This window comes from Mumia sp. Pv4-285, assembly GCF_041320275.1.
Lineage (GTDB): Bacteria > Actinomycetota > Actinomycetes > Propionibacteriales > Nocardioidaceae > Mumia > Mumia qirimensis.
The window spans coordinates 2,577,192-2,602,662 of record NZ_CP162023.1; the positions used below are offsets into that span (position 1 = coordinate 2,577,192).

The following is a 25,471-nucleotide window of genomic DNA, read 5'->3' on the forward strand; positions in this document are numbered from 1 at the left end:
CCGTTTCATCTATGTCACGGGGTCGGGATCTACACCCCCTGCCCGATCCCGTGACCTCAGGAAGGGCCGCTCACGTCTCCCCCGGCGAGAGCGGCCCGACCGCTTTCCGGGGTCGGCTCACCGCGACCCGAACGACGTTTCGGCGCCGGCGACTGGGGGTAGAATCGACGCGTCCCCCCGGTCGACCTGAGGGGTGCGCGATGCCGTGGATCGTGTGGTTGGTGCTCGCCGTCCTGCTCGGCGTGGCGGAGGCCCTCACGCTGACGTTCGCCCTGGGCCTGCTCGCCGTCGCCGCGCTGGTCGCCGCCGTCGTGGCGGGCATGGGCGGGTCGCTGCTGGTCCAGCTGCTCGCGTTCGCCGTCACCGGCGCCGCCACGATCCTCGTCGTCCGACCCGTGGCTCGCCGTCACCTGCTGCAGCCTCCTGTCGTACGCGACGGCAGCGACGCCCTCGTCGGCCGCGTCGCCGTCGTCACCGAAGAGGTCACTGCCCTGCACGGGTTGGTCCGGGTGTCCGGGGAGGAGTGGTCGGCCCGGGCGTTCGACGAGAGCGAGGTCATCCCCGCGGGGACGCGGGTCGACGTGATCGAGATCGACGGTGCGACCGCCGTCGTCCACTTCTGGGGGGTCTGATGGAGCTCATCGTCCCGATCGTCGTGCTCGCGGTGGTGGTTGCGTTCCTCGTGCTCTCCACCGTCCGGGTGGTGCCGCAGGCCCGTCGCTACAACGTGGAGCGGTTCGGTCGCTATCGCACGACCCTCCAGCCCGGGCTGAACTTCATCATCCCGCTCGTCGACCGCATCAACACCAAGCTCGACGTCCGTGAGCAGGTCGTGTCGTCGCGACCGCAGCCGGTGATCACCGAGGACAACCTGGTCGTGAACATCGACACGGTGCTCTACTACCAGATCACCGACCCGCGCGCGGCAGCGTACGAGGTCGCCCACTACCTGCAGGCCATCGACCAGCTGACCGTCACCACGCTCCGCAACGTCATCGGCTCGATGGACCTCGAGCAGACCCTCACCTCGCGCGAGGAGATCAACGCCCGACTGCGCAACGTCCTGGACGACGCCACCGGCAAGTGGGGCATCCGGGTGAACCGCGTCGAGATCAAGGCGATCGACCCGCCGTCGACGATCAAGGAGGCGATGGAGAAGCAGATGCGCGCGGAGCGGGACAAGCGGGCGCTCATCCTCCATGCCGAGGGTGAACGGCAGGCCAAGATCCTCACCGCCGAGGGCACCCGCCAGCAGGAGATCCTTGTCGCGCAGGGCGACCGGCAGGCGGCGATCCTCCGCGCCGACGGCGAGGCGACCGCGCTGGAGCGCGTGTTCCAGGCGGTGCACCGCAACGACGCAGACCCGAAGGTCCTCGCGTACAAGTACCTCGAGATGCTCCCCCACCTCGCCGGCGGTGAGCACAGCACGTTCTGGGTCATCCCCGGCGAGCTGACCCAGGCGGTGCGGGCCGTGTCCGAGGCGTTCGGAGGAACCGCGCAGCCAGAGGGGACGTCGAAGGCAGAGGGGACGTCGAATGCACAGGACGCAGTAGAGGCGTCCCCGCCGGCCGGCGGGACCGAGTCGCTCGAGCCTTCACGCACCGATCCGGTCGCGGCGGCCGAGCGTGTCGCACGCCAGGCACAGGACGCCGTCGCGGATGCCCGCGCGGAGGTCGCTGCGGCCGAGCGCGGGTTGGACTAGCTGACCCAGGTCGCCCGGGCGCCTCACGTGAGGTGCCGGACGAAGAACCTGGCCGCGTCCTCCCCCGCGAACTGCGGGACGCCGGTGTGCCCGCCCATGTTGGCGTGCAGCGTCTTCTCCCGGGAGCCGAAGGCGTCGAAGAGGTCCAGCGCCAGCTGCCGGTCGTTCCCCTCGTCGTCCCACTGCAGGAGGACGTGCAGCGGGATCGCGACCTGCCGCGCCTCGTCGAACATGGCGCGGGGCACGAAGCTCCCGGCGAAGAGTCCGGCGGCAGCGATGCGTGGCTCGACCACGGCCAGCCGGATGCCGATGGCGATCACCCCGCCCGAGAAGCCCACCGGGCCGCGAAGCTCGGGCAGCGAGAGGAGCGCATCGAGGGTGGTCTGCCACTCCGGGACCGCCTTCTCGACAAGCGGCAGGACCAGACGGTCGACGATCTCGTCGACGGGGTCACCGGTGGCCAGCGCTTGGCGCAGATCGGCGCGCGCCTGCTCGGCGCCGGCCGATCGGCGACGTTCACCGCCCCCGGGCAGCTCGATGGTGGCGGCGGCGAATCCGTTCGCCATGGCCTGCCGGGCTCGCCCCGCCAGCCGGGGATGCATCGCGCGCAGACCGCCGGGATGTCCGAGCAGGATCAGCGGCGACGGTGACGAAGCAGGCGTCCACAGGGTGCCGGGGATCTCGCCGAGGGTGAAGTCGCGTTCGAGGCTGCCGTCGTCCAGGCGCCGTTCGGAGATGAAGTGCATGGTCGTGCCTTTCGGGAGTGCTCGTTGAGCGGCGCTCCCCGGACGACCTATCGCCCGACCGTGACCCCAGCGAGGAGCACCCACGTGGATACGTTCACGCAGACCACCTCCTCGAATCTCGTACGGCCTCCGGGAGGTTAACAACGGTCGTCGTCCTCCGCCAACCGCTTTAGCAGCGGCGGTCGTCTCCCACGACCTTCTGGAGCAGGTCGACGAGCTGTCGCTGCTCGTCGATCGACAGGTGCTCGAGCAACCCGCCCGCACCACTGGCCCGCAGCCGTCCGAGCCGCTCGAGGGTGGCGCGCCCTCGCTCCGTCAGCTCGACCAGCGTCGCACGGCGGTCGCTCGGGTCGGGACGGCGCACGACGTCTCCCACCCGCTCGGCGGCGTCGACCTTGGACGTGACCGAGCGCGGGCTCACGCCGAGCAGCTCCGCGAGCTCGCCCGGCCGCGCCGACCCTCCTGCACGTGAGAGCGCCCGGAGCATCCGCATCTGACCGGGCGCCACCGCCTCGGCACCCATCTGGACGTCAGCCTCGCAGCGCACCGCACGCATCGCCGCGTGCAGGACGGTGAGGAACTCCGCCCCGGTCGGGCCTTCTGTTGCCATGACCCACACCCTACCGTGAGCATTAATGATTTTGTACGTAGCAGATAGTGAGCTAGACTCACCTCTGGTTCAGAGACCCGCACGGAACAGGAGGTCTCACATGGCTTTCAGCTCTCCCACCGGAGCCCGCGGCGGTGGCCGCCGCTCCTTCACCCAGGACTCCGCGGTCGCGAAGCACACGCTCCACCGCGACACGATGCGACGCATCCTCGCGTTCGCCAAGCCGTACCGCGGGCAGCTCGCGGTCTTCCTCGTCATCATCGCGATCGCCGCAGCCGCCGGCGCGCTCACCCCGCTGGTGATCCGCGACCTCATCGACCACGGGATCGCTGCCGGCGACCGCAGTCGTGTCGTCGAGCTCGCCTTCGTCATCGCCGGTCTCGCCATCGTGGGTGCCGCGCTCACCGTGGCGCAGACGTGGGTCTCCTCCCGCATCGGCGAGCGGTTGATCTTCGACCTGCGGACCGCCGTCTTCGACCACGTCCAACGGATGCCGCTGGCCTTTTTCTCGCGCGCCCGCACCGGGGCGCTGGTGCAGCGACTGAACGGCGACGTCCTCGGCGCGCAGCAGGCGTTCACGTCGACGCTGTCCAACGTCGTCAGCAACTCCCTCACGATCGTGTTCACGCTCGCCGCCATGCTCGCGATGTCGTGGCAGCTCACCCTCGTCTCGCTCGTCCTGCTCCCCGCGTTCGTGCTGCCCGCTCGTTGGGTGGGAGGCAAGCTCGCCGCGCTGACCCGTGAGCGCTACGGGCTCAACGCCGACGTCGCGCAGATGATGAACGAGCGGTTCAACGTCGCCGGGGCGCACCTCGTGAAGGTGTACGGCAGCCCGACCCTCGAGTCCGACGGCTTCGCCCAGAAGGCCGGCCGAGTCCGCGACACCGGTGTTCAGGCTGCGGTCCTCGGGACCTACTTCCGAGCCGGTCTCACGACGGTCGCCGCGGTCGGCACCGCCATCGTCTACGGCGCCGGCGGCCTGATGGCGATCGGCGGCTCGCTCACCGTCGGCATGGTGGTGGCGCTCACCGCCTACCTCGGCCGCCTCTACGGACCGATCACTGCCATGTCGAACGTCCAGGTGGACGTGATGACGGCACTCGTCAGCTTCGAGCGGGTCCTCGAGGTGCTCGACCTCGAACCGATGGTCGCCGACGCACCCGACGCTCACGACCTCGCCGACGACCTGCGACGCAACGGCGCGACGCTCGAGCTCGACCGGGTCGCGTTCCGGTACCCGTCCGCCTCTGAGGTGTCGCTCGCCTCGCTCGAGGACGTCGCCACGCTCGGCAACGACCCCGTCACCGACACGCTCCGCGACGTGAGCTTCTCCGTCCCCGCGGGCGCGACCGTCGCGCTGGTCGGCCACTCCGGCGCCGGCAAGACGACGATCTCCCAGCTGGCGACCCGGATGTACGACCCGACCGCGGGCGCGGTCCGGATCGCCGGCGCCGACCTGCGCGACGTGACCCAGCAGTCGCTGCACGACGCGGTCGGCGTGGTCACGCAGGAGGCGCACGTCTTCCACGACACCATCGCTGCGAACCTCCGGTACGCCAAGCCCGACGCCACCGACGCCGAGCTAGAGACGTCGCTCCGTCGGGCGCACGTGTGGGACCTCGTCGCCTCGCTTCCCAGCGGCATCGACACCGTGGTCGGCGACCGCGGCTACCGCTTGTCCGGCGGGGAGCGCCAACGGCTCGCGATCGCCAGGATGCTGCTCAAGCAGCCGGCGTTCGTGGTGCTCGACGAGGCGACCGCGCACCTCGACTCCGAGTCCGAAGCCGCCGTCCAGGCGGCGCTCGACGAGGCACTCTCGACCTGCACGTCGCTGGTGATCGCGCACCGGCTGTCGACGATCCGCAACGCCGACCTCATCCTCGTCCTGTCCGGGGGACGGGTCGTCGAGAGCGGGACCCACAGCGAGCTCTTGGCCGCCGGCGGGACGTACGAGGACCTCTACCGGACCCAGTTCGCCGCGCACGCCATCCGGGCGGACGAGGACGTGACCGCCAGCTCGGCGGCGTGACCGCCGAGCCCGTGGGAAGCGTCGCCGGTCGATCGCGCCTACGCTGACCGTGCCTGACGTTCACCGGGAGCACGACTCGAGGAGGATCCGTGGCCAAGAAGACGAAGAGCAGCAAGGTCGAGATCGAGCTGCGTAAGCGTGTCGCCGAGCTGGAGAAGGCGCTCGACGACGTGACCAGTCGCCTGAAGCGGGCACGCAAGGATGCGGACAAGTCTCGCGTCGATGCCGAGAAGGCGATCCGCAAGGCCTCGAAGTCGGCTCAGCGCAAGATCGCCGAGACGGTCGACGCGGCGCGCGACGAGCTCAGGCGCGTGCGTCCGGGCGCGGCCACAGGCTCAGCGGGCGGCGACAGCGAGCCCTCGGTCTCCGCTCCCCCGTCCGCGGCCACGGCGGGCGCCACGCCGAACCCGACGCTCAAGAAGGTCGCGGCCCGCGACGTCCCGAAGCCGAAGCCGGCGAAGAAGACCACCACGAAGAAGACCACCGCCAAGAAGGCCACGGCAAAGAAGTCGACAGCAAGGAAGACGGCGCCTTCCGCCAAGAAGGCATCGGCCTCCACGTCGTCCGCCGCGCCCGGCGGGTCGTACGCCTCGATGACCGTGGTCGAGCTTCGCAAGGCTGCTCGCACCAAGGGCGTCAAGGGCTACTCGAGCATGTCGAAGGCCGATCTCGTCTCCCGCCTCGAGGGCTGACGAAGCGGACTGTTCGCGCAGCGGCCACCGTCGCGTCACCCCTTCGGTGGTCTCACCTTCGTAGCGTCGTCACGCCAGTGCCGACGACACGAAGGAAGCCTCATGCGCAGACTGGTCACGACCTGCCTCACCCTCGCTTCGACCACGCTCCTGGTCCTCGCCGCGCCCGCGACGGCCGAAGCCACCGACCGCCACGCACGCCCGGACCACACGAAGGGCAACCATCGCGACGCCTTCGACCTCCAGGCGCACCGCGGCGGGGTCGGCATGACCACCGAGAGCACGATCGCCGGCTTCTCCAAGGCGCTTGCGCTCGGAGTCACGACGCTCGAACTGGACACCCAGGTCACGAAGGACGCGAAGGTCGTCGTCACGCACGACCGCAAGGTGTCGGCCACGATCTGCAAGGACACCTCGCCGGTGGTGCCGGACGACGCCCAGTTCCCGTACGTCGGGAAGTACGTCAAGGACCTGACCCTCGTTCAGCTCAAGACGATGGACTGCGGCTACCAGCAACGGCCGGGGTTCCCGCAGCAAGAGGTCGTCCACGGCGCCGCGATGGCCGAGCTGAAGGACGTCTTCGCGCTCGTGAAGAAGCGGCGTGCCTGGGGCGTCACGCTGAACGTCGAGACGAAGGTCGAGGCCGGTGCGCCGCACGAGACCGCGCCGCGCGAGCTCTTCGTCCGCCGGGTCGCTGAGGAGATCCGACGCTCGGGACTCAGCCGTCAGGTCACCGTCCAGTCGTTCGACTGGGGCGCGCTGATGCTGATGCACCGGATCTCGCCGCGTCTCCCCCTCGTCGCGCTCACGAACCACGACTTCCTGCAGGTCGGCCAGCCCGGCGCCTCCCCCTGGCTGGGCGGCATCGACGCGGACGAGTTCGGCGGCGACTTCGTGAAGGCGGCCGCCTCGATCGACGGCGTCACGACGCTCTCGCCGGTGTACGGGATGCCGCAGAGCGGGACGATCGACCAGCCCGGCTTCCGGTTCTACGTCACGCCGCAGATGGTGCGTTCAGCGCACCGGCGCGGGCTCGAGGTCGTGCCGTGGACGTGCGACGACATGCCGACGGTCGCCGCGCTGATGGACATGGGCGTGGACGGGATCATCACCGACTACCCCGACCGCGTCCGCGCGCTGATGGCCGACCGCGGCATGCGCCTGCCACGCGCGTACAGGGCGCGCGGCTGAGCCCAACGATGTGACGGGTTTCCCACCTGCACGGGGAGGAGTGCGGTGGGAAACCCGTCAAATCGGGGCGGCGAGGACTACGCCTTCAGCACGGCCTCGCCGTACGGAAGGAGCCGAACCGGCCCCACGAGACCGCTCCGCACCCGCTTCGCCGCACCGAAGACGTCAGGCTGCGCCGTACGCATCCGGTTGAACAGCGTCGTGGCGACCTCGATCTCGACGTGGTTCACGCCGGCGCGGAGCAGATGGCCGACGTCGAGCCGTGTGTCCGTCGGCGATGCGTGCTCGACCGTCCGGTTGTTGACCTTGACGGCGTACGACCCGAGCACCGAGCCGAGGTCGAGGTAGGCGCCGACCGACCGGTCCCACGCCTTCGGGAGCGTGATCGTCGTCGTGTAGCGGCCGACCCCCGAGGCGTCCTCGAGGCCGGCGATCTCGTTCCACGGCGCCAACGCCTCGAGACGGTGCACCGACCGCACGGTGCTGGTCGACGTGGGAGTGCGTCCCGGCTGCCAGTCCTCGACGACCAGCGTCCACGAGCTCAAGGCGACCACCTCGGGCACCGTCTCGACCACCACGGTACGGGTCTTGCCGTCACTGACGGCCACGGCGTACGAACCGGCGGCCGAGGCGCGTACGACCAGCGACCTGCCGTCGATGCGCGCGTCGGCGGCATCGGTGTCGACCACGTTCTCCGAACGGGCAGCACCCTTGTCGGCCCAGCCGCGAGCGGCGAGCGCCACGACCGTGGACGAGCCGGGCGTGAGGCGGACCGGGAGCGTGAATGTGCGACCGTCCTGGCGGTAGACCGCCGCACGCCGTACCTCGCCGGTCCACGCATCGAGCACGTACGGCACGAGGTCGCCACCGCGCGTCGCGGTCAGCGAGACCTCCTGCTCGACGAGGGCCAGCGGACGGTTCTCGGCGTGGCGGCCGTTCGCGAGCATGAACAGGTCCGCGTCGCCGGTCCGGCGGTGCTGGTGGACCACGGTCGAGCGCTCGTGCCGCACCTGCGGCTCGACCCCGAGGGCGGCCAGGGCAGTCGGGACCTCTGCCGCCACGGACACGTTCCGGACGCTCGGCTGCGCGAGGGCCGTCCGGACCGCCTCGGCGACCGCGACGTCGGCGGTCGCGCCGGCCTTGCCCTCGGCCGTCGGCTTGCTCCAGTCACCGAGGAACACGAACGGGAACCCGCGCTCCGCGAGCTCGGCGATCTTGCGCGCCGACTCGACGGTGAGCGTCGTACGACGACCGCGGAAGGCGTCGCCCTCGACGATCATCGCCTTGTAGGCAGGCCCCTCGGGCACGAGCCGACCGTCGCGCAGCGTGACCCCACGGTCGACGAACGCGGCGGACGAGACGAACTGGTGGCTCCACCCGAGCGGGATCCCGTCGTTGGTCGCCCACTGCGCCCCGATCCCGGTCGCCGTCCATCCCTTCTGGCGGAAGAAGACGAGGTCGCTGCGGTTCCGTCCCTGCTGCAGCACCCACTGCGTACGGCGCAGGTAGTCCGCGATCCGCGGGACGTGACGCCACGACGGCTGCCGCGGGCCCCACGCCTCCGAGTAGCCGGTCGCGCCGTTGTACGGCGAGAAGGCGGCGAAGCCCGGCCACGCAGCGCCGGGCGCCTCCGCGTACGGATAGCCGTGCAGGACGGCCTGGTTGACGCCGGCGGCGTAGAAGCTGTTGAGCGTGGTGAGCACGCGGTCCCAGGTGACGTTGTACGCGGCGCCGTTGTACGCGGCCGCCTCGCACGACAGGATCGTCCGGCCGGCGATGTCGCGGCCGCCCGCCATCACCCGGTAGTCGTCGAGGTTCTTGAACCCCAGGGACTCGCTCTCGGGCTGGTCGAGGATGCCTGAGTGGGCGAGCGTGTCGGTCTCGAGCCCGTACGCCTGGATGCGCAGCTCGAGTCCGAGGTCGTGCGACCAGTCGCGCAACGGGATCAGGTGGTTGTCGCGGTAGAGGTCGCTGAACGTCATCGCGAGGTCGTCGCGCACACGCGTCGTCAGGTCCGCGTCGTAGGTCCAGAGGTACTTCTCCTTGACCTCGAGCACGACCGGCAGGAACGGCGCGAGGTCGTACCCGTTGCGCTTCCGGAACGCGTCGAGCATGCCCGGCGTCCAGATGGTCGCGTCGGTCTCGATCTCGAGCGAGTCCTCGAAGAACGTGTTGCCGGCACGCTTGATGAGACGCCGCATCTCGCGGTCCAGGATGTGGTCCTCCCAGAAGTCCGTGACGGCCTTGGTCCCGGCAGCGCTGAAGTGGTCGACGACGAAGGCCTCGGGCGAGCTGTGCGGGCCGGCCTCGGGGAGCTGGCCGGAGCCGCGCTCCCAGTAGGCGAAGAGCAGCCACGTGCCTTCGGCGGGCGCCGTCCAGGTGATGCGCCCGTCCGTGACCTGCGACGTGAGATCCACCAGCGACGCCTGCTCGAGGACGCTCTCCCGCGTCGACGGCGTGACGAGACGGACCGCGTGGACGGCGATCAGGGTGGTCTTCTCGACGTGCTCCTCGGCTGCGACGACCGGGGCGGGGAGGACGTCGTCGTACGTCCCGCCGGCGTTCACCGTCGCGAGGCCGTGGACGAGCTCCTTGATGGCCGCGTGGTCGTCGGGGACCAGCCCGGGGACCGCTGCGGGCCAGGACGGCCCGGCGGTGAGGTCGATGGTCACGCCGTCGCGGTCGGCCTGCGCGAGCGCCGCCTTGACCGCGGCGACCCATGCGGGCGTCCCCCAGCCGTGGCCCTCGGGATCGAGCTCGTCCTTCAGCCTCACGCTGTGGTGGACGTCGGCGACCTCCATGCCGCCGAATCCGGCCCGGGCGATGTCGCGGACCTCGGCCCGGATCTGCTGGGGGTCGACCAGGCCGTGCGGCCACCACCAGCGGAAGCGTGCGCCGTACCGGCTGTCGGGGTCCGCGAAGGTCCGCTCGACGCCGCGTCCGCCGAGCGCTGCCTGTGTCGCAGCGGCGGGTGAGAGCGCGCCGGGGCCCATCGCGAGACCCGCGCCGGCGACGGCCGATGCCGCGATGAACGAGCGGCGACTCAGGGAGGGCTGGCGGGGTCGATCGGTCACGAGGCTGCTCCTGGACTCGGAATGAAACGTTTCACCTTCGGGTCAGGGCAGCGTATGACGTACGGCACATCCTGGGCCAGCCGGTGACCGGTTCCGGCCACGCGAGGAACGGGCGTGGGCGGGCGCCATGACAGAGTGGACGCATGCCCTCGCCCTCCACCGCGGTCCGCGCGGCCGACCTCACAGCGACGGCGGTGCTCTTCGTCGGGCTGTCGCTGCTGGTCGTGATGCTCGGCGGAGTCGCCGCGTGGATCGGGCTCGGCACGACGCCGTGCCTCGGCGACCGGTCCGGGCGTTGCGCCGAGGCCCCGGTCGGTCCCCGCTTCCTCGCGTGGACGATGGTCGGCGCGTTCGCGCTCGTGTGGGGAGGCGCGCTGTGGCGCATCGTCGTCCGAGCACGCGGCGGGCTGCAGACCTGGACGGTGCCGATCCTCGCCGCCGGTGCTGCCGTTCTCGTCTTCGTCGTGAGCACAGCCCTGATGGCGGCGGTCGCCTGAACGCGCCGACGCCGCAGCTCCCGGACGGGTGCTGCGGCGCCGACGCCGTACGAAACCGCTCCGTCAGTGCTTGCCGCCCTTCGACGGGTACACCGCGTCGACCTCCACCTCGACGAGCCAACCGCCGACCGGGAGGTTCTCGATCTCGAGGGCGAACCGCGACGGACGTGCCGGGTTCACGACGATCGGCGTCGTCGGAGCGGCCGATCCCAAAGGGACCGCGACGGGCTTGCCGGTCGACAGACTGGTGTTCGCGAAGTACTGGCGGTACGCACGGTTCCAGCCCGCGAAGTCAGCGGTCGCGGCCCCCGAAGGGTTCTGCAGGAACACGCGCATCGTGATCACGTCGTCGTACGAGAGGCCCTGCTTGGCGAGGTTCTCACCGATCCGGCGCAGCACGTTGATGCCCTGCGCCTCCGTGATCGTGACGCCGGCCGGCAGCGCACCACCGGGGAACACTGCCGTGTCGATGTAGCGCTGCTCGGTGCCACCCGGCGCGGCCGTGTTCAGGCCGGACGGACCCAGACCGCTCGACTTGTAGACCGGCGTGTTCGCCCCGATCGCGACCCCCTCGGAGATCATCGGGTTGTCCTGTCCGTCGGGCAGCACCGAAACGGCGGTGCCCGGTCGCGGAGGCTTCGCGAACGAGCCGTGCGCGATCGCCGAGGCCGGGATGCAGACGAGGGCGGTCGCCGCGACGGCGATGGCCGTACGACGGGCGCTCATGCCGCCACCACCCGGTTGTGAAGCGCCTCGACCGTGGACCGGGCCGAGACCATCGCGCCGTGCTGCCACGCGATCGTGTACGACATGTGGTCGCCGGCGAAGTAGATGTTGCCGGTCGGCTCAAGGAGCTTGTCGTAGCTGCCGTCGGTCCGAGACGGCCACCCGACCCACGCGCCCTCGTTGTACTTCGCGGTCGCCCAGTCGACGGAGAACGCCGAGCGCACGTCCTTCTTGTAGACGTCGCCGTGGATCTCGGCACCCTGCGACAGGGCCTTGGCGAGCCGGTCCTTCGGCGACAGCGCTCCGTACGTCGTCGCGCTCCCGCCGGTGTTGTAGTAGCCGACCATCGTTCCGCGCTTCCCGTGGAAACCCGACGACGGGTACCACATGTTGCCGAGCTCGTTGTTGGCGTTGGTGATGCCGCCGTAGATCCTGTGGTCGAGCTCCCACCAGCGGCGGTCGTACTCGATCCCGATCTTTCCGGCGTTCGTGGGACGGGCGTACGCAAGCGCGGCCACGACGTCGGCGGGGAGGTTGCTGGACATCTTCGCGGCGATGTGCGGCGGGATCGTGCAGACGAGGAAGTCGGCCGAGACCTTCTTCGTGCGACGCCCGGCCGTGTACTCCACCTCGACACCGCGCGCGGTGTTGCCGAACGACAGCACCTCCGCGCCGTACTCGATCTTGTCGCGCCCGATGGCCTTCTCGAACGCGTACGGGATGCGGTCCATGCCGCCGACCGGCTGCAGCATCTGCATCGCCTGGTCGAAGCCGAACTCGAACGAGAAGTAGTTGCCGATGCCGGAGGCGAGGACGTCAGACAGTGCGTACGGCGGCAGCGGCTCGCCCGCGGTCACGCCCGGCTCGATCGCATAGCCGCGCCGGCCGCCGCCGGTGTACTTGTAGCTCGCCGCAGGGTCGCCGTTCACCTTCGCACCGATGGAGCCGAAGCTCCGGAGGAACGAGATGAGGGCGTCCTTGTCCGCCTGCGTCAGGTACGTGTCGAGCGCACCCTGGTCCGTGGCCTTCGCGAGCAGCTCGGACACGTAGCCGTAGACGTCGGCCTTGGCCGCGCGGTGGCGGATGGGCTGACCCGACAGGTTGTGGTTGCCGACGCGGTAGAGATAGCTGTCGGCGTTCTGGTTGACGAACGTCTCCAGCTCCACACCGAGCTCGCGGCAGTAGTCCACCGTGACGTGGTGCTGCGGAAGCCGACCCGGTCCGGCGTTCATGTACTGGCCGTTGGAGAAGCCGGCACGCTGGGTGTTGCCCGCGAGGTCCGTCTCGGTGGTGCCACCGCGTACCGTCCAGTTGCGGCCGCCTGGGCGCTCGCGCGCCTCCAGGATCGTGCACCGGTAGCCCGCCTTGCCGAGCTCGTACGCAGTCGTGAGTCCAGCGATGCCTCCGCCGAGGATGACGACGCTCTTGCGTCCCCTTCCGCCGAGGTCGGACGGTTTCGGTGGGGTGAACGGCGGTGTCTCAGCGGCAGCGGCCGGGCTCAGCCCGAGCGCCCCCATCGAGTGCAGCATGACTCCCGCGCCGCCGGCGATGCCGACCTGCTTGAGGAAGTCGCGTCGTGTCTGTGGCAAGGCACGCTCCTTCTGTTGAAGTGATGCGCCGAACCTAGGTACGTCGTGTTTCCGCCATCGCGTCGAAGTGTTTCCGGGCAATTACCTCGCGGAACGCCCCTCCGACCCTCCGCTCCGAGTCAGTTGTCGGTACGTCGCCGGAGCGCTGCGGCACCCACGATGGCTGCGCCTGCCGCGAGGGCGAGGGCCCCGCCGAGCATCAACCAGCCCTGCGCACCGCCGGCCTCAGGGAGCGCCGCGTCGGTGCCCGCACCCGGTCCGCCGAGGTCTTCCGTGTCGCCCCCGATGCCTAGGGACGGGCTCGCGGTCGGCGTCGTGGGCTCGGTCGGCACGGTCGGCGTCGTGGGCTCAGTCGGCGTCGTGGGCTCAGTCGGCGTCGTGGGCTCAGTCGGCGTCGTGGGCTCGGTCGGCACGGTCGGCGTCGTGGGCTCAGTCGGCGTCGTGGGCTCAGTCGGCGTCGTGGGCTCGGTCGGCTCGGTCGGCGTCGTGGGCGGCACCGGCTGATCGATGCAGTCGATCGTTCCGCGGAACGGGAAGTCGTGGATCTCGCCACCCGATCGCGTCGTCGTGGAGCCGTGCTCGAAGCGCTTCGCGATGACGTTGCCCTCGATGTTCTGCGAGCCGCGCCAGCGGAGGTCCGCCCGGGGCGCGTACAGCGTGCCCTCGACCGAGTCGCCTCCGGAGAAGGTGACCTCGGTCGCCTCCGGGAAGTTCCACAGGATCCACGGCGCGTTCGCGCCGCTGACTCCCGCCTGGTTCGGCATCGGGCCGGTGTAGCTCTCGCCCGTGACGTTCACCAGCAGCGTCGTCGCGTTGCTGGGCGCCGCGCCGCGGATGGTGAACGCCCCCAGTCCGGCGAGCTCGTCGGCACTGATGTCGAGGACGTTCGTCCGTCCTTCGGCCAGCGTCAGGTACGCCTGGGCGCCGGACGGGATCGGTGTCGGCAGAAGGCGGCCGTTCGCGTCGGTCGGCTGGAGCGACGGCTCGCACAGCCCCATGACGGTCGAGAGGTCGCGGTACTTCGGGAACGCACCGGCGACGTCGATCAGACCGCCCATGGGCGTGCCGACGGACGCCGGCACCTGGCGGGCGGTGCCCTCGATCCGCGGAGTCGACTCGTACGTGGCGTCCTTGCGGACGATCCGGGTGTTCACCGAGGCACCGTTGTGGTCGGTGTCGAGCGCGGCGAAGCCCGACCCACCGATCTTCGTGAAACCGCCGTCGAGGGTGCGGAGCACGCTGTCGCCGGATGCGGACCAGTCGACCTCGCCACCGACGTACAACGTGGTGGGGTTGGCGTCGCCGGGCGCGGTCGGCGTGCGGAAGCCGCCACTGCCCGGCTTGAGCATGACGTTGTAGCCGTTGCCGTACGCGAGGTCGCCGCCGAGAGCGACGGTGCCCTCGGACTCGCCGCCCGCGAGGACGACGTCGTGCTCGACGAAGACGAGGAAGCTGCTGTTCGCCGGGTCGGCGTCGTCGATCCGCACCGGGTTGACGCCCGTGGCAGCCGATGCCGGAGAGACCGCGAGTGCTGCGACGGCCACGCCGCCCGCAGCCACCGCCGCACCAAGTTGGGCAAGCGTCCAAGTCTTCATGCGTCCAGTGTGCCGAGCGTGCCAGGAATTCTCCAGTCGACGATCTCGGCACGTCGCCATCCGAGAGGTCAGACTGGACCAGTGACCTTCGCCGACGAAGACCTCCGCCACCTCCGCCGCTGCGTCGAGCTCGCTGCGACGGGCCTCTCCGATGGCAATGAACCCTTCGGATCCGTCCTCGTGAGTGCCGACGGCACCGTCCTCCTCGAGGACCACAACCGCGAGAAGGACGGCGACCACACCCGCCATCCCGAGCTCGCGATCGCGATGTGGGCGGTGACGAACCTCACGCCGGATCAGCGCGCGGAGGCCACCGTCTACACGTCCGGCGAGCACTGTCCGATGTGCTCGGCCGCGCACGCGTGGGTGGGCCTCGGTCGCATTGTCTTTATCGTCGCCTCCACACGTCTCGCCGAGCTCCTCGAGCAGTGGGGTGTCGGGCCGTCTCCGGTCGCCGCGCTCCCGATCACGACCGTCGCCCCGTTCCTCCCGGTGGAAGGACCGGTCGCTGAGCTCGCCGGTGAGATGGAGACCCTGTACGAACGGTGCTTCCGCCCGTCGTGACGTTCAGGCGGCGACGCGCTCGGGTCGTCGCTCCCCCAGCGTCCGGGACAGCCCGACGACCGCGGCGGTCGCCGCGATGCTCTGGGCGGCGAGCAGACCGACGAGCACGAGGGTCTGCACGAGCGCTGCCTCGTACGGGGACGCTCCGCCGAGCAGGAGTCCGACGTAGGCACCCGGGAGCGTGACGAGCCCAGCAGCCCGGGTCTGGTCGAGACCCGGAGTCAGGGAGCGGGCGACCGCGCGAGGGCCGAACTCCGCGACCGACTGGCGCGGGGTCAGGCCGATCGCGAGGCCTGCCTCGACCTCGCCCCAGCGGTCGGTCACGTCGTCGCGCAGTCGTTGCCCCGCCAGCGACACCGCCACCATCGCGCCGCCGATCACCTGGGCGGCGAAGGGGACGACCATCTCGGCGCCACCGGGAAGGACGTCGAACCCCATCACCAGGCCGACCGTCACCGACGCGCCAGCGAGGATCGCGACGAACGCGAGCGGGTAGACGCCGCGGCCGAGCCCGATCCGTCGCGTCGAGGTCAGCGCCGCCGCGGCAAGCATGACGACGAGCAGCGCCGCCGCCGCGGCCGGATGCCGGAACGCCCAGGCGATCACGAGCGAGATCAGGCTGAGCTGCACGACGGCGCGGATGGTCGCGATCACGGCGTCGAGCCGGAGCCGAACCCCTGCCCACGTCATCACCGCCACCGTCACGGCAGTGAGCAGCGCGAGCACCGCGGCGTAGCTGACGAGGTCCACGACGCCACGCTATGCCCGCGAGCCACTCGGCCGTGGCAGCCTCCCCGGCGCCGCGGCTACCTCTCAGTCGAGACTGTCCCCGTCCATCACGGACGCGCCTTGAACCCGTGGCGACGGCCCAGCTCGCGCAACGTCTCGATGCCTGGGATGCCGTTGGCGTCGTCACCCGTGAATCCCAGCCGCTTCTGCCACTGTCGGTAGGCGACGATCGTCGTCGTGCCGAACGAGCCGTCCTTCGCGTAGCGGGCCGAGAGAAGACCCTCTGCGAGCAGGCCGGCCTCGACGATCCGGACCTGCTTCGGCCGAGAGGTCGAGCCCTCAGGGCCGGGAGCGTTGTGCGCGGCGGCGAACTCCATCGCCGACACGTGCACGACAGGCACGCCCGACGTGCCCGCGCGGCCGGCGTCGCCGCCCCCGCCGACGGCGTACCGAGGTCGTCCGAACCCGCGGATCGCGCTCGACCCGCGCCAGCGGCGTCGGTGCCGGAAGACACCGATGCCCGTCCTGCTGCCGTCGAGATTGGTGTTGCCCTCGATCGTCCGGACGAAGTCACCGTCCACCCGTTCGACGAAGAAGACGTGGCCGATCCGGCCGAGATCCGGGTAGAACACGAAACCGGCGTCTCCAGGACGGGGCCGGTCGTGGAGCCGGCCCGCCCGCTTGAAGGCCCCCTGCATCGTCGGGGTGAACGCGCTGTTCGTGCCCTCGACGAGCGGGACGTCGTTCTCCTTCAGGCCGGCCACGATGAACGTCGCGCACCACGGTTGACCGTTCGCGTGGCCTGCCATGCGGGCGTACTTGTTGTTGTTGGACCCCTTCGGACGTTCCATGGTGCGGACCTGGTCCGCGGCCCAGGCGAGAAGCTGCTTGGCGGTCGCGGCGGCCATCACTCCTCCTCGTCCGTGACATCCACGTCGGAGTCCTCGTCGAGGTCGACCTGGTCGTCCTCGAGGGTCGCTCCGCCGATCAGGTCGTCGTCGTACTGCGGCAGGCTCGCCTGGTCGACGTCGTCCTGCGGGCCGTCCTCCGGATCGGGGTAGTTGCCGGTCTCCTCCAGCTCTCCCTCGGGCACGATCTCGGGCTCGACCTCGTTCATGACGCTCACCTCGTCTCGCGCCGCCCCCGCAGCGCCTGACCCCAGACTGCGTCACGTCAGGGGTGGAGGGACGTCGTTTTGTTCGTCATCCGTCGTTCACCCCTATCTCGCCCCGATGTCGCCCGGGTCCAGCAGGGTCGTCGTCATGAAGACCTCAGTGCCTCTCGAAAGCTGGCTCACCCGCGTCGTGGCTGTGGCGGCGCTGCTGCTCGCGGCCGTGCTCCAGATGACCGGCGCCGCCGAAGCGACGTCCTCCGCTCGCGACGACGGCCGCACCGGCAACGCGGCACGCGTCGTGGACGTCATGACGTTCAACATCCACCACGGCGCCGGTGCCGACGATCTGGTGAGCCTCGAGCGGATCGCCGACGTGATCCGCGACAGCGGCGCCGACGTCGTCGGCCTCCAGGAGGTGGACCGACACTTCTCGGCCCGTAGCGGCTGGGCGGACCAGGCGACCGAGCTCGCCGACCTGCTCGGGTACGAGGTGGCGTTCGGCGCGAACATCGATCGGGACCCGCCGGCGCCCGGCCAGCCGCGGATCCAGTACGGCACGGCGATCCTGTCGAAGCACCCCATCGTCGGCTGGTCCAACACCTGGCTGGCGCGCACCGGCAACCAGGAGCAGCGGGGCCTCCTGACGGCGGAGATCGACGTCCGCGGGACGCGACTGACGGTTCTGAACACCCACCTCGCGGCGAGCTCGCAGCCCGACAGGCTTGCCCAGACCGCCCAGATCGCTGCGGCGGTGGATCCACGCCAGCCGACCGTGCTCTTCGGTGATCTCAACGCCCTCCCCGACGCTCCGGAGATCGCGACCCTCAACGACGTGCTCACCGACGCGTGGACCGTCTCCGGTCGTGGCGAGGGCCTGACGTACCCGACGGACGTGCCGAAGAGCCGGATCGACTACGTGTACACGACCCGCTCGGCCAAGCCGCTGCGGACGCGGGTGCTCACAGAGGTGACCGAGGCGTCGGACCACCTGCCGGTGGTGAGCCGGGTGCTGGTGAAAGACCGCCAGGGGACGCTCGTTACCACCCGATGAATTCTTGTTGCCGCACCATTATTTCGGGTTCAACGATCTAGCGAGGCGCTCCGGACGGGTGCCAGCGTGACGACGTCACGCTGTCTCTCGGATCGGAGCACTCGCTTGTCACCCACCGCATCACCCTCGTCGGCACCGCAGGTCGCCGGCTTCAGCCGCCGCTCGCTCCTCGGCCGTTCCGCCGTGGTCGCGGGCGGCGTCGCCGTCGCCACCGTCGCCGGCACCGCCGCTGCCGAGGCGTCTCCCCCGAGCTCGGTGCTCGACCGCATCAACGACGGACTCCCGCATCTCTCGGACATCCCGAGGCGCTCGCGCGTCGTGGACTACGAGATCGCTGAGATGATCGTCCTCCTGCGGGCACGGCGTCTCACGTCGACGGAGATCACCAAGGCCTACCTCGCGCGCATCGACGCCCTCAACGGCCCGTTCGAGACGTACGGCGACAACGGCGGCTACAACGCCTTCGTCCGTGTCGACCGCGACGGCGCCCTCGCTCAGGCCGCTGCAGCGGACAAGAGGCTCCGCTCGACGCCCCGCTCGCGCGACCTTCCGCTGCTCCTGGGCATCCCCTTCGGCATCAAGGACTCCGTCGGCGTTCAGGGGCTCGAGGCCAAGAACGGCACCCACGCCTACTCGGGCAACGTGGCACGCAAGGACTCCACCGTGGTCGCCCGACTGCGCGAGGCCGGTGCGGTGATCCTCGGCCACACCGTCGCCTCGGCGTTCTCGGGATCGATCTCCGGGACGTTCGCCGGCAACGCGTGGAACAAGGACTACATCCCGGGAGGCTCCAGCCAGGGCTCCGGCGTGGCTCCGGTCGCCCGGCTCTCGGCCGCCGCGATCGGCGAGGAGACCGGCGGCTCGATCATCATGCCGTCGGCAGCCAACGGCGCGAGCGGCATCAAGCCGTCCCTCGGCGCCTCGTCGACCGCGGGCGTCATGCCGCTCTCCCCGGGGTACGACGTGCTCGGGCCGATCGCCCGCAGCGTCCGCGACGCCGCGCTCATCTTCTCCGTCATGGCGGGGCCGGACGGTGAGAACGATCCGCTCACCCTGTCCGCACCGATCCCGTTCCCCGACATCCCGATCTCGGCACGCCGCGGTCGCAAGCCGCTCGCGGGCACCACGATCGGTGTCCCGCAGACCGACTGGATGTCGCGCGGCGGCACGGGCACCTCGCCGGCCACGACGTACGACGCCGACTACCTGGCGGCCTTCGAGCGCTTCAAGAGCCAGCTCCGCTCGCTCGGCGCGAAGGTCGTCGAGTTCGCCGGGCTCGACGTCACGGTGCCGGAGAACGACCCCTACTTCCGGACCTCCGAGCGGCTCCCGCTTCCCGACGGCACCGTCGTGAGTCCGGCGACGGCAGTGCTGAGCCCGAACCGCTACGAGATCCGCTACTGGGAGGCGGTCAAGAAGTTCGCCGCGGCGTACCCGGAAAACGACGCGGCGCTGCGCCGCCAGTTCGGCGACTTCGACGCCGCCACCGCGAACGCGGGCAAGATCCCGGCCTCGGTGCGCGACGAGGGCGAGCGCCGGCGCCGCGCGCTGCAGGGCAACTACCAGAAGGCGCTCGACGACGCGGGGATCGACTTCATGCTCGTCCTGCCGATCGGCGCGCAGATCGGCCCGCGTTTCGGCGGTCAGCAGCTGACCAACTACCGCACCTTCTACCAGCTGCCGAACGCGCTGACGTGGCCGATGGTCACGTTCCCGATCGGGTACGACAGCACGGTCGGCCTGCCCATCAACGCGGCGTTCTGGGGACCGCGGTTCAGCGAGCCCGAGATCATCCAGGCGGCGCTCGACTTCCAGGCCGCGCACCCGGACTACCACGGCAAGGCGCCGACAGACCCGGTCGTCACGCCGCCGGTGGCCCGCCGCGGCGCTCCCGAGGTCGAGTCCGTGCCCCCGGAGCTGTCGAACGACCCGCTGATCGGTGAGGAGGCCTGGTCATGAGCGAGCCGTTCCTGACCGTCGAGTGGGGCCCGGTCCTCAATGGTGGCTTCCCCCTGCGTGACGCCGCGTCTCCACCGTCTGCGCCGCTGACCGTGGAGTGGGGCCCGAAGCTCGGGACCGCCTACTACTCGTACGAGGTCGCCTCGAAGTAGGACGGCGCGACGAAGCCACCTCTGCTGGTACGAAGCCATGCCGGAAAGCGCTGCTTCGTACCAGCAGGGGTGGCTTCGTCGTTCGGGGAGGCTGGCGCTTGCGCGGGCTTCCGGCTCCCGCCGGAATACTCTCCGCCCCCGGCGAGTTGGCCGCCACCATGACCACCATCGGACTCATCGGTTCCGGCCACATCGGCGCCCAGCTCGCCCGTGTCGCCATCGCCCAGGGCTACGACGTCGTACTGAGCAACTCGCGCGGCCCCGAGACGCTCGCCGACCTCGTCGCCGAGCTCGGCTCGAAGGCACGCGCCGGCACCGCCCAGGAGGCAGCCGAGGCCGCGGACCTCGCCGTCGTCACCACCCCGCTCGCCGCGATCCCGACCCTCCCCGTCGACGCGCTCGCCGGCAAGATCGTGATCGACACCAACAACTACTACCCCCAGCGCGACGGGCAGATCGCCGAGCTCGACAACGAGTCCACGACGGTCTCCGAGCTGCTCCAGCGCCAGCTGCCGACGTCGAAGGTCGTCAAGGCTTTCAACCACATCGCCTTCATGCACATCACGGAGCACGCCAAGCCGGCGGGCGCCGACGACCGCCGCGCGCTCGCGATCGCCGGTGACGACGCCGAGGCGAAGGCGACCGTCGCGTCGTTCATCGACGCCGCAGGCTTCGACGTCGTCGACCTCGGACCGCTGTCCGAAGGCTGGCGCGTCCAGCGCGACACCGCGGCGTACGTGGCGCCGTTCAACGCCGACGAGCTCCGCGAGAAGATCGGCGAGGCGAAGCGCTACCGCGACATGTGACCCCCCTCGCCGGCTGGGCGGCGCGCCTGCTCAGCCGGCGGGATCCGGGCCGAGCGCCCGGTAGTTACGCACCAGCGGCAGTCCGGTGAAGCCTGCCGCGTCGTACGCGGCGCGCGCTGGTGCGTGTCCAGGATCTCCGCCAGTCGCGACCACCGCGAACCGGCAGCCGGCTCGTTCCATCGCCTCGGTGCACGCGGCGATGAGGGCGCGCGCGACTCCGCGACGCTGGTAAGCCGGGTCGACCGCGATCATCTCGATCTCGCCGCTGCCAGGCTCCGGCGCGTCGTCGTCGTGCAGCGCGACCGCCGCGAACCCGGCGGCCGTGCCGTCGAGCTCTGCGACGTACACGTGTGGCGAGCGCTCCTCGCAGACTGCGCGTACGGCGGCCGCCTGGGCGGATTCCCACTGCGGGTTCACCATCGCGTCGAGTCGCGGCCCCAGCACCGAACCCATCGACGCGAACACCGGTGCCCAGGCTCGTAGTGACAACCCGACGACGGCGTCGAGGTCGGCCGGCTCGAGCACTCGGACATGCACCATGCGGCGGACGCTAGCCGAACCCGTGCCGTGGATCGACCGATTTCCGGATGCGGGGCCGTGGACGTAGGCGTCTGCTCGGTGGTACGACGGCAGGGGGCCATCATGACCATCGACGACTGGATCAGCCCGCCGGCGCGGTTGGCGGAGACCGGCGACTTCTCGCTGGACGAGCTGCGCCTGGCGACCCGCAACCACGGGATGCCACTGGAGATGCTCGACCTGGAGGTCACGCCGCCGGGGCTGCACTACGTGCTGGTGCACTACGACATCCCGCTCCTCGACCGGGAGGCGTGGCGGCTCGTGGTGGACGGCCACGTCGACCGTCCGCTCACGCTCGGCCTCGGTGACCTCGCCGACCTCGATCCGACCACCCGGCGGCTGACGCTCGAGTGCGCGGGCAACGGGCGCGCCCGGACATCGCCACGGCCGATCAGCCAGCCGTGGCTCGACGAGGCCGTCGGCACGGCCGACTGGTCCGGCGTCCTTCTCGCGCCGCTGCTCGAACGAGCCGGCGTCCGGGCGGGGGCGGAGTCGGTCGTCTTCACCGGAGCGGACCACGGCATCGAGCGCGGGATCGAGCAGGACTACCAGCGCGCGCTCTCGATCGACGAGGTCGAGAGGGGCGAGGTGTTCCTCGCGACCGCGATGAACGGGGCACCGCTCCCGCCGCAGCACGGCGCCCCCGTCCGTCTCGTCGTACCGGGCTGGTACGGCATGGCGCACGTGAAGTGGCTGATCCGGATCACGATCCTCGACCGTCCGTTCGACGGCTTCCAGAACGCCACGGCGTACCGCATCAAGCGCGATCCCGGTGATCCCGGTGAGCCGGTCACCCGGATCGAGCCGCGGGCGCTGATCCGCCCGCCCGGGTTCCCGGACTTCCAGACCCGTGGGCGGATCGTCGACGCAGGTCGGCACGTCCTGACGGGCCGCGCGTGGTCCGGGTTCGCTCCCGTCGAGCGCGTCGAGGTGAGCAGCGACGGCGCGGCCACGTGGTCGGACGCCGAGATCGAGCCGTGCAGTGCTCCGTACGCGTGGCAGGCCTGGCGATCCACCTGGCACGCCATGCCTGGGCCGACCGAGCTGTGCGTACGCGCGACCGACGCCGAGGGACGCACCCAGCCCCTCGAGCAGCGGTGGAACCGGCAGGGCATGGCCAACACCCACGTCCAGCGGGTGCCGGTGGTGGTGCGTTAGCGCTTCGCGCCGAGCGACCTGCCCGGCTTAGTGATGGTGCCCGTGCTTGTGCTTCTTCCCCGGGAGCTGTGCCCGGATCTCGCCACCCGGGTAGGCCTGTGAGTGCACGTTCACGTACGCCGTACCTGCCCTGATCGCCCGGATCAGCTCGTCGAACTCGCCCGCCGCGATGCCTTGACCGGCGGGTCCGACGACGTCGGCTGCGTCGATCACCCCTCTCACCGAGCCCGCCTGCGGACAGGCCTGCGTACCCGCGGGCCCGTTGCCGAGGTTCGTGCAGAGGAACACCGAGACGCCGCCGTTCACGCCCTTCTGCCCGAAGTGGATGTGCGCCTGCGTGACCGAGGTCTCGAGACCGCCGTACGTCAGGCGGTAGCGGATCGTGCTGCGATCACGCGCGATCGTGGAGCGGAACGTCCCGCCCGCGGCGGTCGACAGCGCGGGCACCTCCTCGTACCCGGTGAGCGCCGTCCGCTTGCCGGACGCACCCGCGTCCCCCTTCACCATCGTCACCCCGGCAGCGCCGGAGACGAAGATCACCGCCGCGGCCGCGACGGGACCGGCTTTGCTGACCATGAGCTGCCCCTTCGTCGTGGGGCCCGAGCAGGCGGCGAGGCTGCCGCCCCTTCTCCACTGAACGCGCGCGGTCGTACGAGGTCAACCGCCGTTGCGGAAGGATCTGGGCGGCCCTCAGGGCTGCGTCAGCACTCTCCGCAGATCGGGCAGGGACTCGATCTCGCGGTCAAGGATCTGCCGAGCGTGGGTCACGGAGTCGACGAGCGGGTGCAACGCCAGCGCCTTGAGGGCCGCCGAGCGTGAGCCGGACGTCGCCGCCTCGATCGTGGCGCGCTCGACGTCCTTCACGGTGCTGACGAGTCCCCGCTCGTGAGGGAGCAGCTGCGAGACGGCGACCGGCTTCGGGCCGCCGGCGTCCACCGTGCACGGGACCTCGATGATCGCGTCACGGTCGAGCGCGTCGAGCGTGCCGTCGTTGGGCACGTTGAGCACCAGTCCGGCGCCCTCGTCCGCCGAGATCGCACTCATCAGCGCCAGCGCCACCCGGTCGTACCCGCCGCCGTCGAGGTCCTCGTGGTCGCGCTCCCCCGCGTCCGTGCTGGCTCGTCCCTCGGCCATGTACGTCTCCTCGCGGTCGAGCCGCGTGCGCTCCCACCCCGCGAACGCCTCGCCCTCACCGGCGTAGAAGCGCTCCTGCTGGTCGAGGAGGTACTCGCCACGGGTCTGGCCGGCCTTCGCGATCGAGGCGACGGCGTCGGCGGTGTAGTACCAGTACCAGAGGTACTCGTTCGGCATCGTCCCCAGCGACGCCAACCACTGCGGCCCGAAGAGGCGCCCCTCCTCGATCTCCATCAACCGCTCGGGGTCGGCGAGCACGCGCGGCAACAGGTCCTCTCCGTCGACGAGCGCGCGGTGCAACCACCCGAGGTGGTTGAGGCCCGCGTAGTCGAACGTGATCTCGTCGCGCGGGATGCCGAGCACGCGCGCGACGCGTTTGAACAGACCTACCGGAGAGTCGCAGATCCCGATGACCTGCCTGCCGAGGACGGCCGACATCGCCTCGGTGACCATGCCTGCCGGGTTGGTGAAGTTGATGACGTACGCCTCGGGCGCGGTGCGGCGTACGGCCTCGGCGAGCTCGAGCGCGACCGGGATCGTCCGCAGGCCGTAGCAGACGCCGCCGGCGCCGGTCGTCTCCTGGCCGAGCACGCCGAGGTCGAGCGCGGACCGCTCGTCGCACACCCGACCGGCGAGGCCGCCGACGCGCATCGCGGAGAAGACGAAGTCGGCGCCCGACACGGCATCCGTCAGGTCGGTCGTGAGCCGGACACGCGGTGCGTGCGCGTACGAGGGTGCGAGGTCGGCGAGCACGGCGGCGACCCGGCGCAGCCGAGCCTCGCTCGTGTCGTGCAGGACGAGCTCGTCGACGCGGACCGCTCGATCGTCCGAGGCCAGGGCACGGTAGACCAGCGGGACGCGGAAGCCTCCGCCACCGACGATCGTAAGTCTCACGGGACCTCCTGGACGGCGACGGGAGCATCGGACGTGGTGCCGCCCGCCGCGAGCGGGCCGGCGACGTGGAGCTCGACGCCCGCACCACCGAGGACGCGCGCGGACTCCTCGTCCACCTCGCGGTCGGTGACCAGTACGTCGTACTGATCGGGGCCGCACACCCGCGCGTATCCGCCGCCCGGGAGCTTCGTGTGGTCGGCGAGGAGCACGACGCGGTCGGCCACCTGGAGCATGGCCTTCTTGACGGGGACCTCGACGGCCGTGGTGTCGTAGACCGAGCCGTCCTGACGGACACCGCTGGTGCCGAGGAACAGGATGTCCGCCTGCACCTGCGCGATCGCCTGCTCGGTGAGGAAGCCGACCATCGAGTGGTAGTTGGTCCGGACCAGTCCGCCGAGGAGCATCAGGTCGACGACCGGGTCGTCGCGCAGCTCGTCGTAGACGGCGAGGCTCGACGTGATGACCGTGACGCTGCGCCCGCGGAGCAGGCGGGCGACCAGGCTCGTCGTCGTGCCGATGTCGAGCAGGACCACGGCACCATCGGGGACGAGTGTCGCGGCGTGCTCGGCGATCGCACGCTTCTCGAGCGGGTTCTGGGTGGCGACCCGCTCGAAGGGCGCCTCCCGCTCGAGCGCGGGAGCGGCGCCACCGTGGAGCCGCCGCAGCTGACCGGTGCGCTCCAGCGCCGAGAGGTCGCGCCGGATGGTCGCGTCGCTCACGTCGAGGACGCGGGCCAGCGTGGCGACATCGACGGGTCCGCTCGTCTCGAGGAGGTCGAGCAGCCGTTCATGACGAAGGTTGGCGCGCACACGGCGACCATAACAGCCAACTTTGCGCATGTGCAGTCATTCTCGCTCACCACTTGCGCGGTTGTGCGCAT

General features: G+C 70.6%; 25 protein-coding genes. 12 read left to right on the plus strand and 13 right to left on the minus strand.

Features of this window, described 5'->3' with window-relative positions:
• Positions 1 to 200: 200 nt before the first annotated feature.
• Positions 201 to 632, plus strand: a complete 432-nt coding sequence (locus tag AB3M34_RS12520) for an NfeD family protein (protein WP_370614276.1) — start codon at positions 201 to 203, stop codon at positions 630 to 632.
• Positions 632 to 1,702 carry an SPFH domain-containing protein gene (locus tag AB3M34_RS12525; protein ID WP_370614277.1) on the plus strand — a complete coding sequence of 357 codons (1,071 nt, stop codon included), beginning with the start codon at positions 632 to 634 and terminating at the stop codon, positions 1,700 to 1,702. Before AB3M34_RS12520 ends, AB3M34_RS12525 begins: the two co-directional genes overlap by 1 nt.
• A 23-nt stretch (positions 1,703 to 1,725) precedes the next feature.
• On the opposite strand, the gene AB3M34_RS12530 is transcribed toward AB3M34_RS12525, so the two are convergent.
• On the minus strand, positions 1,726 to 2,448 hold the full coding sequence (locus AB3M34_RS12530) for a dienelactone hydrolase family protein (protein ID WP_370614278.1): 723 nt from the start codon (positions 2,446 to 2,448) through the stop codon (positions 1,726 to 1,728).
• 169 nt (positions 2,449 to 2,617) lie between these two features.
• Complete coding sequence (locus tag AB3M34_RS12535; RefSeq protein WP_370614279.1) at positions 2,618 to 3,058, minus strand: MarR family winged helix-turn-helix transcriptional regulator; 441 nt, start codon at positions 3,056 to 3,058, stop codon at positions 2,618 to 2,620.
• A 100-nt stretch (positions 3,059 to 3,158) separates the two neighbouring features.
• Between AB3M34_RS12535 and AB3M34_RS12540 the strand changes: the two genes are divergently transcribed.
• The 3 genes from AB3M34_RS12540 to AB3M34_RS12550 all read left to right on the plus strand — a co-directional run bounded on the left by AB3M34_RS12540 (position 3,159) and on the right by AB3M34_RS12550 (position 6,970).
• The gene (locus AB3M34_RS12540; RefSeq protein ID WP_370614281.1) at positions 3,159 to 5,087 is read left to right on the plus strand and encodes an ABC transporter ATP-binding protein; all 1,929 of its coding nucleotides are present in this window, start codon (positions 3,159 to 3,161) and stop codon (positions 5,085 to 5,087) included.
• Between the two features lie 89 nt (positions 5,088 to 5,176).
• Positions 5,177 to 5,779: a Rho termination factor N-terminal domain-containing protein gene (locus AB3M34_RS12545; RefSeq protein ID WP_370614282.1), complete on the plus strand. Its 603-nt coding sequence runs from the start codon at positions 5,177 to 5,179 to the stop codon at positions 5,777 to 5,779.
• A 102-nt stretch (positions 5,780 to 5,881) separates the two neighbouring features.
• A complete protein-coding gene (locus tag AB3M34_RS12550) occupies positions 5,882 to 6,970 on the plus strand; it encodes a glycerophosphodiester phosphodiesterase family protein (protein ID WP_370614283.1) in 1,089 nt (362 codons plus the stop codon).
• Positions 6,971 to 7,047: 77 nt separating this feature from the next.
• Here AB3M34_RS12550 and AB3M34_RS12555 read toward each other — a convergent pair whose 3' ends face one another.
• A complete protein-coding gene (locus tag AB3M34_RS12555; RefSeq protein ID WP_370614285.1) occupies positions 7,048 to 10,044 on the minus strand; it encodes a glycosyl hydrolase in 2,997 nt (998 codons plus the stop codon).
• A gap of 143 nt (positions 10,045 to 10,187) precedes the next feature.
• Here AB3M34_RS12555 and AB3M34_RS12560 point away from each other — a divergent pair, with 143 nt between their 5' ends.
• Complete coding sequence (locus AB3M34_RS12560; RefSeq protein WP_370614286.1) at positions 10,188 to 10,541, plus strand: hypothetical protein; 354 nt, start codon at positions 10,188 to 10,190, stop codon at positions 10,539 to 10,541.
• 63 nt (positions 10,542 to 10,604) lie between these two features.
• On the opposite strand, the gene AB3M34_RS12565 is transcribed toward AB3M34_RS12560, so the two are convergent.
• The 3 genes from AB3M34_RS12565 to AB3M34_RS12575 all read right to left on the minus strand — a co-directional run bounded on the left by AB3M34_RS12565 (position 10,605) and on the right by AB3M34_RS12575 (position 14,451).
• Positions 10,605 to 11,267 (minus strand): Rid family hydrolase, encoded by a 663-nt coding sequence (locus tag AB3M34_RS12565; protein WP_370614287.1) that lies wholly within the window; start codon positions 11,265 to 11,267, stop codon positions 10,605 to 10,607.
• Positions 11,264 to 12,856, minus strand: coding sequence for a flavin monoamine oxidase family protein (locus tag AB3M34_RS12570; protein ID WP_370614288.1), 1,593 nt, complete (start codon positions 12,854 to 12,856; stop codon positions 11,264 to 11,266). Before AB3M34_RS12570 ends, AB3M34_RS12565 begins: the two co-directional genes overlap by 4 nt.
• 119 nt (positions 12,857 to 12,975) lie before the next feature.
• The gene (locus AB3M34_RS12575) at positions 12,976 to 14,451 is read right to left on the minus strand and encodes a collagen-binding domain-containing protein (RefSeq protein WP_370614289.1); all 1,476 of its coding nucleotides are present in this window, start codon (positions 14,449 to 14,451) and stop codon (positions 12,976 to 12,978) included.
• Positions 14,452 to 14,532: 81 nt separating this feature from the next.
• Between AB3M34_RS12575 and AB3M34_RS12580 the strand changes: the two genes are divergently transcribed.
• Positions 14,533 to 15,015, plus strand: coding sequence for a nucleoside deaminase (locus AB3M34_RS12580; RefSeq protein ID WP_370614291.1), 483 nt, complete (start codon positions 14,533 to 14,535; stop codon positions 15,013 to 15,015).
• Positions 15,016 to 15,018: 3 nt separating this feature from the next.
• Here AB3M34_RS12580 and AB3M34_RS12585 read toward each other — a convergent pair whose 3' ends face one another.
• The 3 genes from AB3M34_RS12585 to AB3M34_RS12595 form a co-directional block, all read right to left on the minus strand.
• Complete coding sequence (locus AB3M34_RS12585; protein WP_370614293.1) at positions 15,019 to 15,765, minus strand: ABC transporter permease; 747 nt, start codon at positions 15,763 to 15,765, stop codon at positions 15,019 to 15,021.
• Between the two features lie 86 nt (positions 15,766 to 15,851).
• A complete protein-coding gene (locus AB3M34_RS12590) occupies positions 15,852 to 16,652 on the minus strand; it encodes a CHAP domain-containing protein (RefSeq protein ID WP_370614294.1) in 801 nt (266 codons plus the stop codon).
• Complete coding sequence (locus AB3M34_RS12595; protein ID WP_370614295.1) at positions 16,652 to 16,861, minus strand: hypothetical protein; 210 nt, start codon at positions 16,859 to 16,861, stop codon at positions 16,652 to 16,654. The genes AB3M34_RS12590 and AB3M34_RS12595 overlap by 1 nt, the downstream gene beginning before the upstream one ends.
• 145 nt (positions 16,862 to 17,006) lie before the next feature.
• On the opposite strand from AB3M34_RS12595, the gene AB3M34_RS12600 reads away from it, so the two are divergent.
• The 4 genes from AB3M34_RS12600 to AB3M34_RS12615 all read left to right on the plus strand — a co-directional run bounded on the left by AB3M34_RS12600 (position 17,007) and on the right by AB3M34_RS12615 (position 20,826).
• Positions 17,007 to 17,909 (plus strand): endonuclease/exonuclease/phosphatase family protein, encoded by a 903-nt coding sequence (locus AB3M34_RS12600; RefSeq protein ID WP_370614296.1) that lies wholly within the window; start codon positions 17,007 to 17,009, stop codon positions 17,907 to 17,909.
• Between the two features lie 105 nt (positions 17,910 to 18,014).
• On the plus strand, positions 18,015 to 19,868 hold the full coding sequence (locus AB3M34_RS12605) for an amidase (protein WP_370614297.1): 1,854 nt from the start codon (positions 18,015 to 18,017) through the stop codon (positions 19,866 to 19,868).
• A complete protein-coding gene (locus AB3M34_RS12610) occupies positions 19,865 to 20,020 on the plus strand; it encodes a hypothetical protein (protein WP_370614299.1) in 156 nt (51 codons plus the stop codon). Before AB3M34_RS12605 ends, AB3M34_RS12610 begins: the two co-directional genes overlap by 4 nt.
• A 158-nt stretch (positions 20,021 to 20,178) precedes the next feature.
• Positions 20,179 to 20,826: an NADPH-dependent F420 reductase gene (locus tag AB3M34_RS12615; RefSeq protein WP_370614300.1), complete on the plus strand. Its 648-nt coding sequence runs from the start codon at positions 20,179 to 20,181 to the stop codon at positions 20,824 to 20,826.
• Between the two features lie 30 nt (positions 20,827 to 20,856).
• Here AB3M34_RS12615 and AB3M34_RS12620 read toward each other — a convergent pair whose 3' ends face one another.
• Positions 20,857 to 21,366 carry a GNAT family N-acetyltransferase gene (locus tag AB3M34_RS12620; RefSeq protein ID WP_370614302.1) on the minus strand — a complete coding sequence of 170 codons (510 nt, stop codon included), beginning with the start codon at positions 21,364 to 21,366 and terminating at the stop codon, positions 20,857 to 20,859.
• A 102-nt stretch (positions 21,367 to 21,468) separates the two neighbouring features.
• On the opposite strand from AB3M34_RS12620, the gene AB3M34_RS12625 reads away from it, so the two are divergent.
• Entirely contained in the window at positions 21,469 to 22,563 is a 1,095-nt protein-coding gene (locus AB3M34_RS12625) for a sulfite oxidase (RefSeq protein ID WP_370614304.1), read from the plus strand.
• Between the two features lie 27 nt (positions 22,564 to 22,590).
• Here AB3M34_RS12625 and AB3M34_RS12630 read toward each other — a convergent pair whose 3' ends face one another.
• The 3 genes from AB3M34_RS12630 to AB3M34_RS12640 all read right to left on the minus strand — a co-directional run bounded on the left by AB3M34_RS12630 (position 22,591) and on the right by AB3M34_RS12640 (position 25,400).
• Complete coding sequence (locus AB3M34_RS12630; RefSeq protein WP_370614305.1) at positions 22,591 to 23,139, minus strand: CHRD domain-containing protein; 549 nt, start codon at positions 23,137 to 23,139, stop codon at positions 22,591 to 22,593.
• A gap of 114 nt (positions 23,140 to 23,253) precedes the next feature.
• The gene (locus AB3M34_RS12635; protein WP_370614306.1) at positions 23,254 to 24,591 is read right to left on the minus strand and encodes a 6-phospho-beta-glucosidase; all 1,338 of its coding nucleotides are present in this window, start codon (positions 24,589 to 24,591) and stop codon (positions 23,254 to 23,256) included.
• On the minus strand, positions 24,588 to 25,400 hold the full coding sequence (locus AB3M34_RS12640) for a DeoR/GlpR family DNA-binding transcription regulator (RefSeq protein ID WP_370614307.1): 813 nt from the start codon (positions 25,398 to 25,400) through the stop codon (positions 24,588 to 24,590). Before AB3M34_RS12640 ends, AB3M34_RS12635 begins: the two co-directional genes overlap by 4 nt.
• Between the last annotated feature and the right edge of the window lie 71 nt (positions 25,401 to 25,471).

What these genes read in the sequence shown, in the direction of transcription:
- AB3M34_RS12540 (WP_370614281.1), top strand. Translation starts at nt 3,159, where the DNA reads ATGGCTTTCAGCTCTCCCACCGGAGCCCGCGGCGGTGGCCGCCGCTCC.
- AB3M34_RS12520 (WP_370614276.1), top strand. Translation starts at nt 201, where the DNA reads ATGCCGTGGATCGTGTGGTTGGTGCTCGCCGTCCTGCTCGGCGTGGCG.
- AB3M34_RS12590 (WP_370614294.1), bottom strand. Translation starts at nt 16,652, where the DNA reads ATGGCCGCCGCGACCGCCAAGCAGCTTCTCGCCTGGGCCGCGGACCAG.
- AB3M34_RS12575 (WP_370614289.1), bottom strand. Translation starts at nt 14,451, where the DNA reads ATGAAGACTTGGACGCTTGCCCAACTTGGTGCGGCGGTGGCTGCGGGC.
- AB3M34_RS12595 (WP_370614295.1), bottom strand. Translation starts at nt 16,861, where the DNA reads ATGAACGAGGTCGAGCCCGAGATCGTGCCCGAGGGAGAGCTGGAGGAG.
- AB3M34_RS12625 (WP_370614304.1), top strand. Translation starts at nt 21,469, where the DNA reads ATGACCATCGACGACTGGATCAGCCCGCCGGCGCGGTTGGCGGAGACC.
- AB3M34_RS12600 (WP_370614296.1), top strand. Translation starts at nt 17,007, where the DNA reads ATGAAGACCTCAGTGCCTCTCGAAAGCTGGCTCACCCGCGTCGTGGCT.
- AB3M34_RS12565 (WP_370614287.1), bottom strand. Translation starts at nt 11,267, where the DNA reads ATGAGCGCCCGTCGTACGGCCATCGCCGTCGCGGCGACCGCCCTCGTC.
- AB3M34_RS12525 (WP_370614277.1), top strand. Translation starts at nt 632, where the DNA reads ATGGAGCTCATCGTCCCGATCGTCGTGCTCGCGGTGGTGGTTGCGTTC.
- AB3M34_RS12535 (WP_370614279.1), bottom strand. Translation starts at nt 3,058, where the DNA reads ATGGCAACAGAAGGCCCGACCGGGGCGGAGTTCCTCACCGTCCTGCAC.
- AB3M34_RS12615 (WP_370614300.1), top strand. Translation starts at nt 20,179, where the DNA reads ATGACCACCATCGGACTCATCGGTTCCGGCCACATCGGCGCCCAGCTC.
- AB3M34_RS12530 (WP_370614278.1), bottom strand. Translation starts at nt 2,448, where the DNA reads ATGCACTTCATCTCCGAACGGCGCCTGGACGACGGCAGCCTCGAACGC.
- AB3M34_RS12560 (WP_370614286.1), top strand. Translation starts at nt 10,188, where the DNA reads ATGCCCTCGCCCTCCACCGCGGTCCGCGCGGCCGACCTCACAGCGACG.
- AB3M34_RS12550 (WP_370614283.1), top strand. Translation starts at nt 5,882, where the DNA reads ATGCGCAGACTGGTCACGACCTGCCTCACCCTCGCTTCGACCACGCTC.
- AB3M34_RS12630 (WP_370614305.1), bottom strand. Translation starts at nt 23,139, where the DNA reads ATGGTCAGCAAAGCCGGTCCCGTCGCGGCCGCGGCGGTGATCTTCGTC.
- AB3M34_RS12620 (WP_370614302.1), bottom strand. Translation starts at nt 21,366, where the DNA reads ATGGTGCATGTCCGAGTGCTCGAGCCGGCCGACCTCGACGCCGTCGTC.
- AB3M34_RS12610 (WP_370614299.1), top strand. Translation starts at nt 19,865, where the DNA reads ATGAGCGAGCCGTTCCTGACCGTCGAGTGGGGCCCGGTCCTCAATGGT.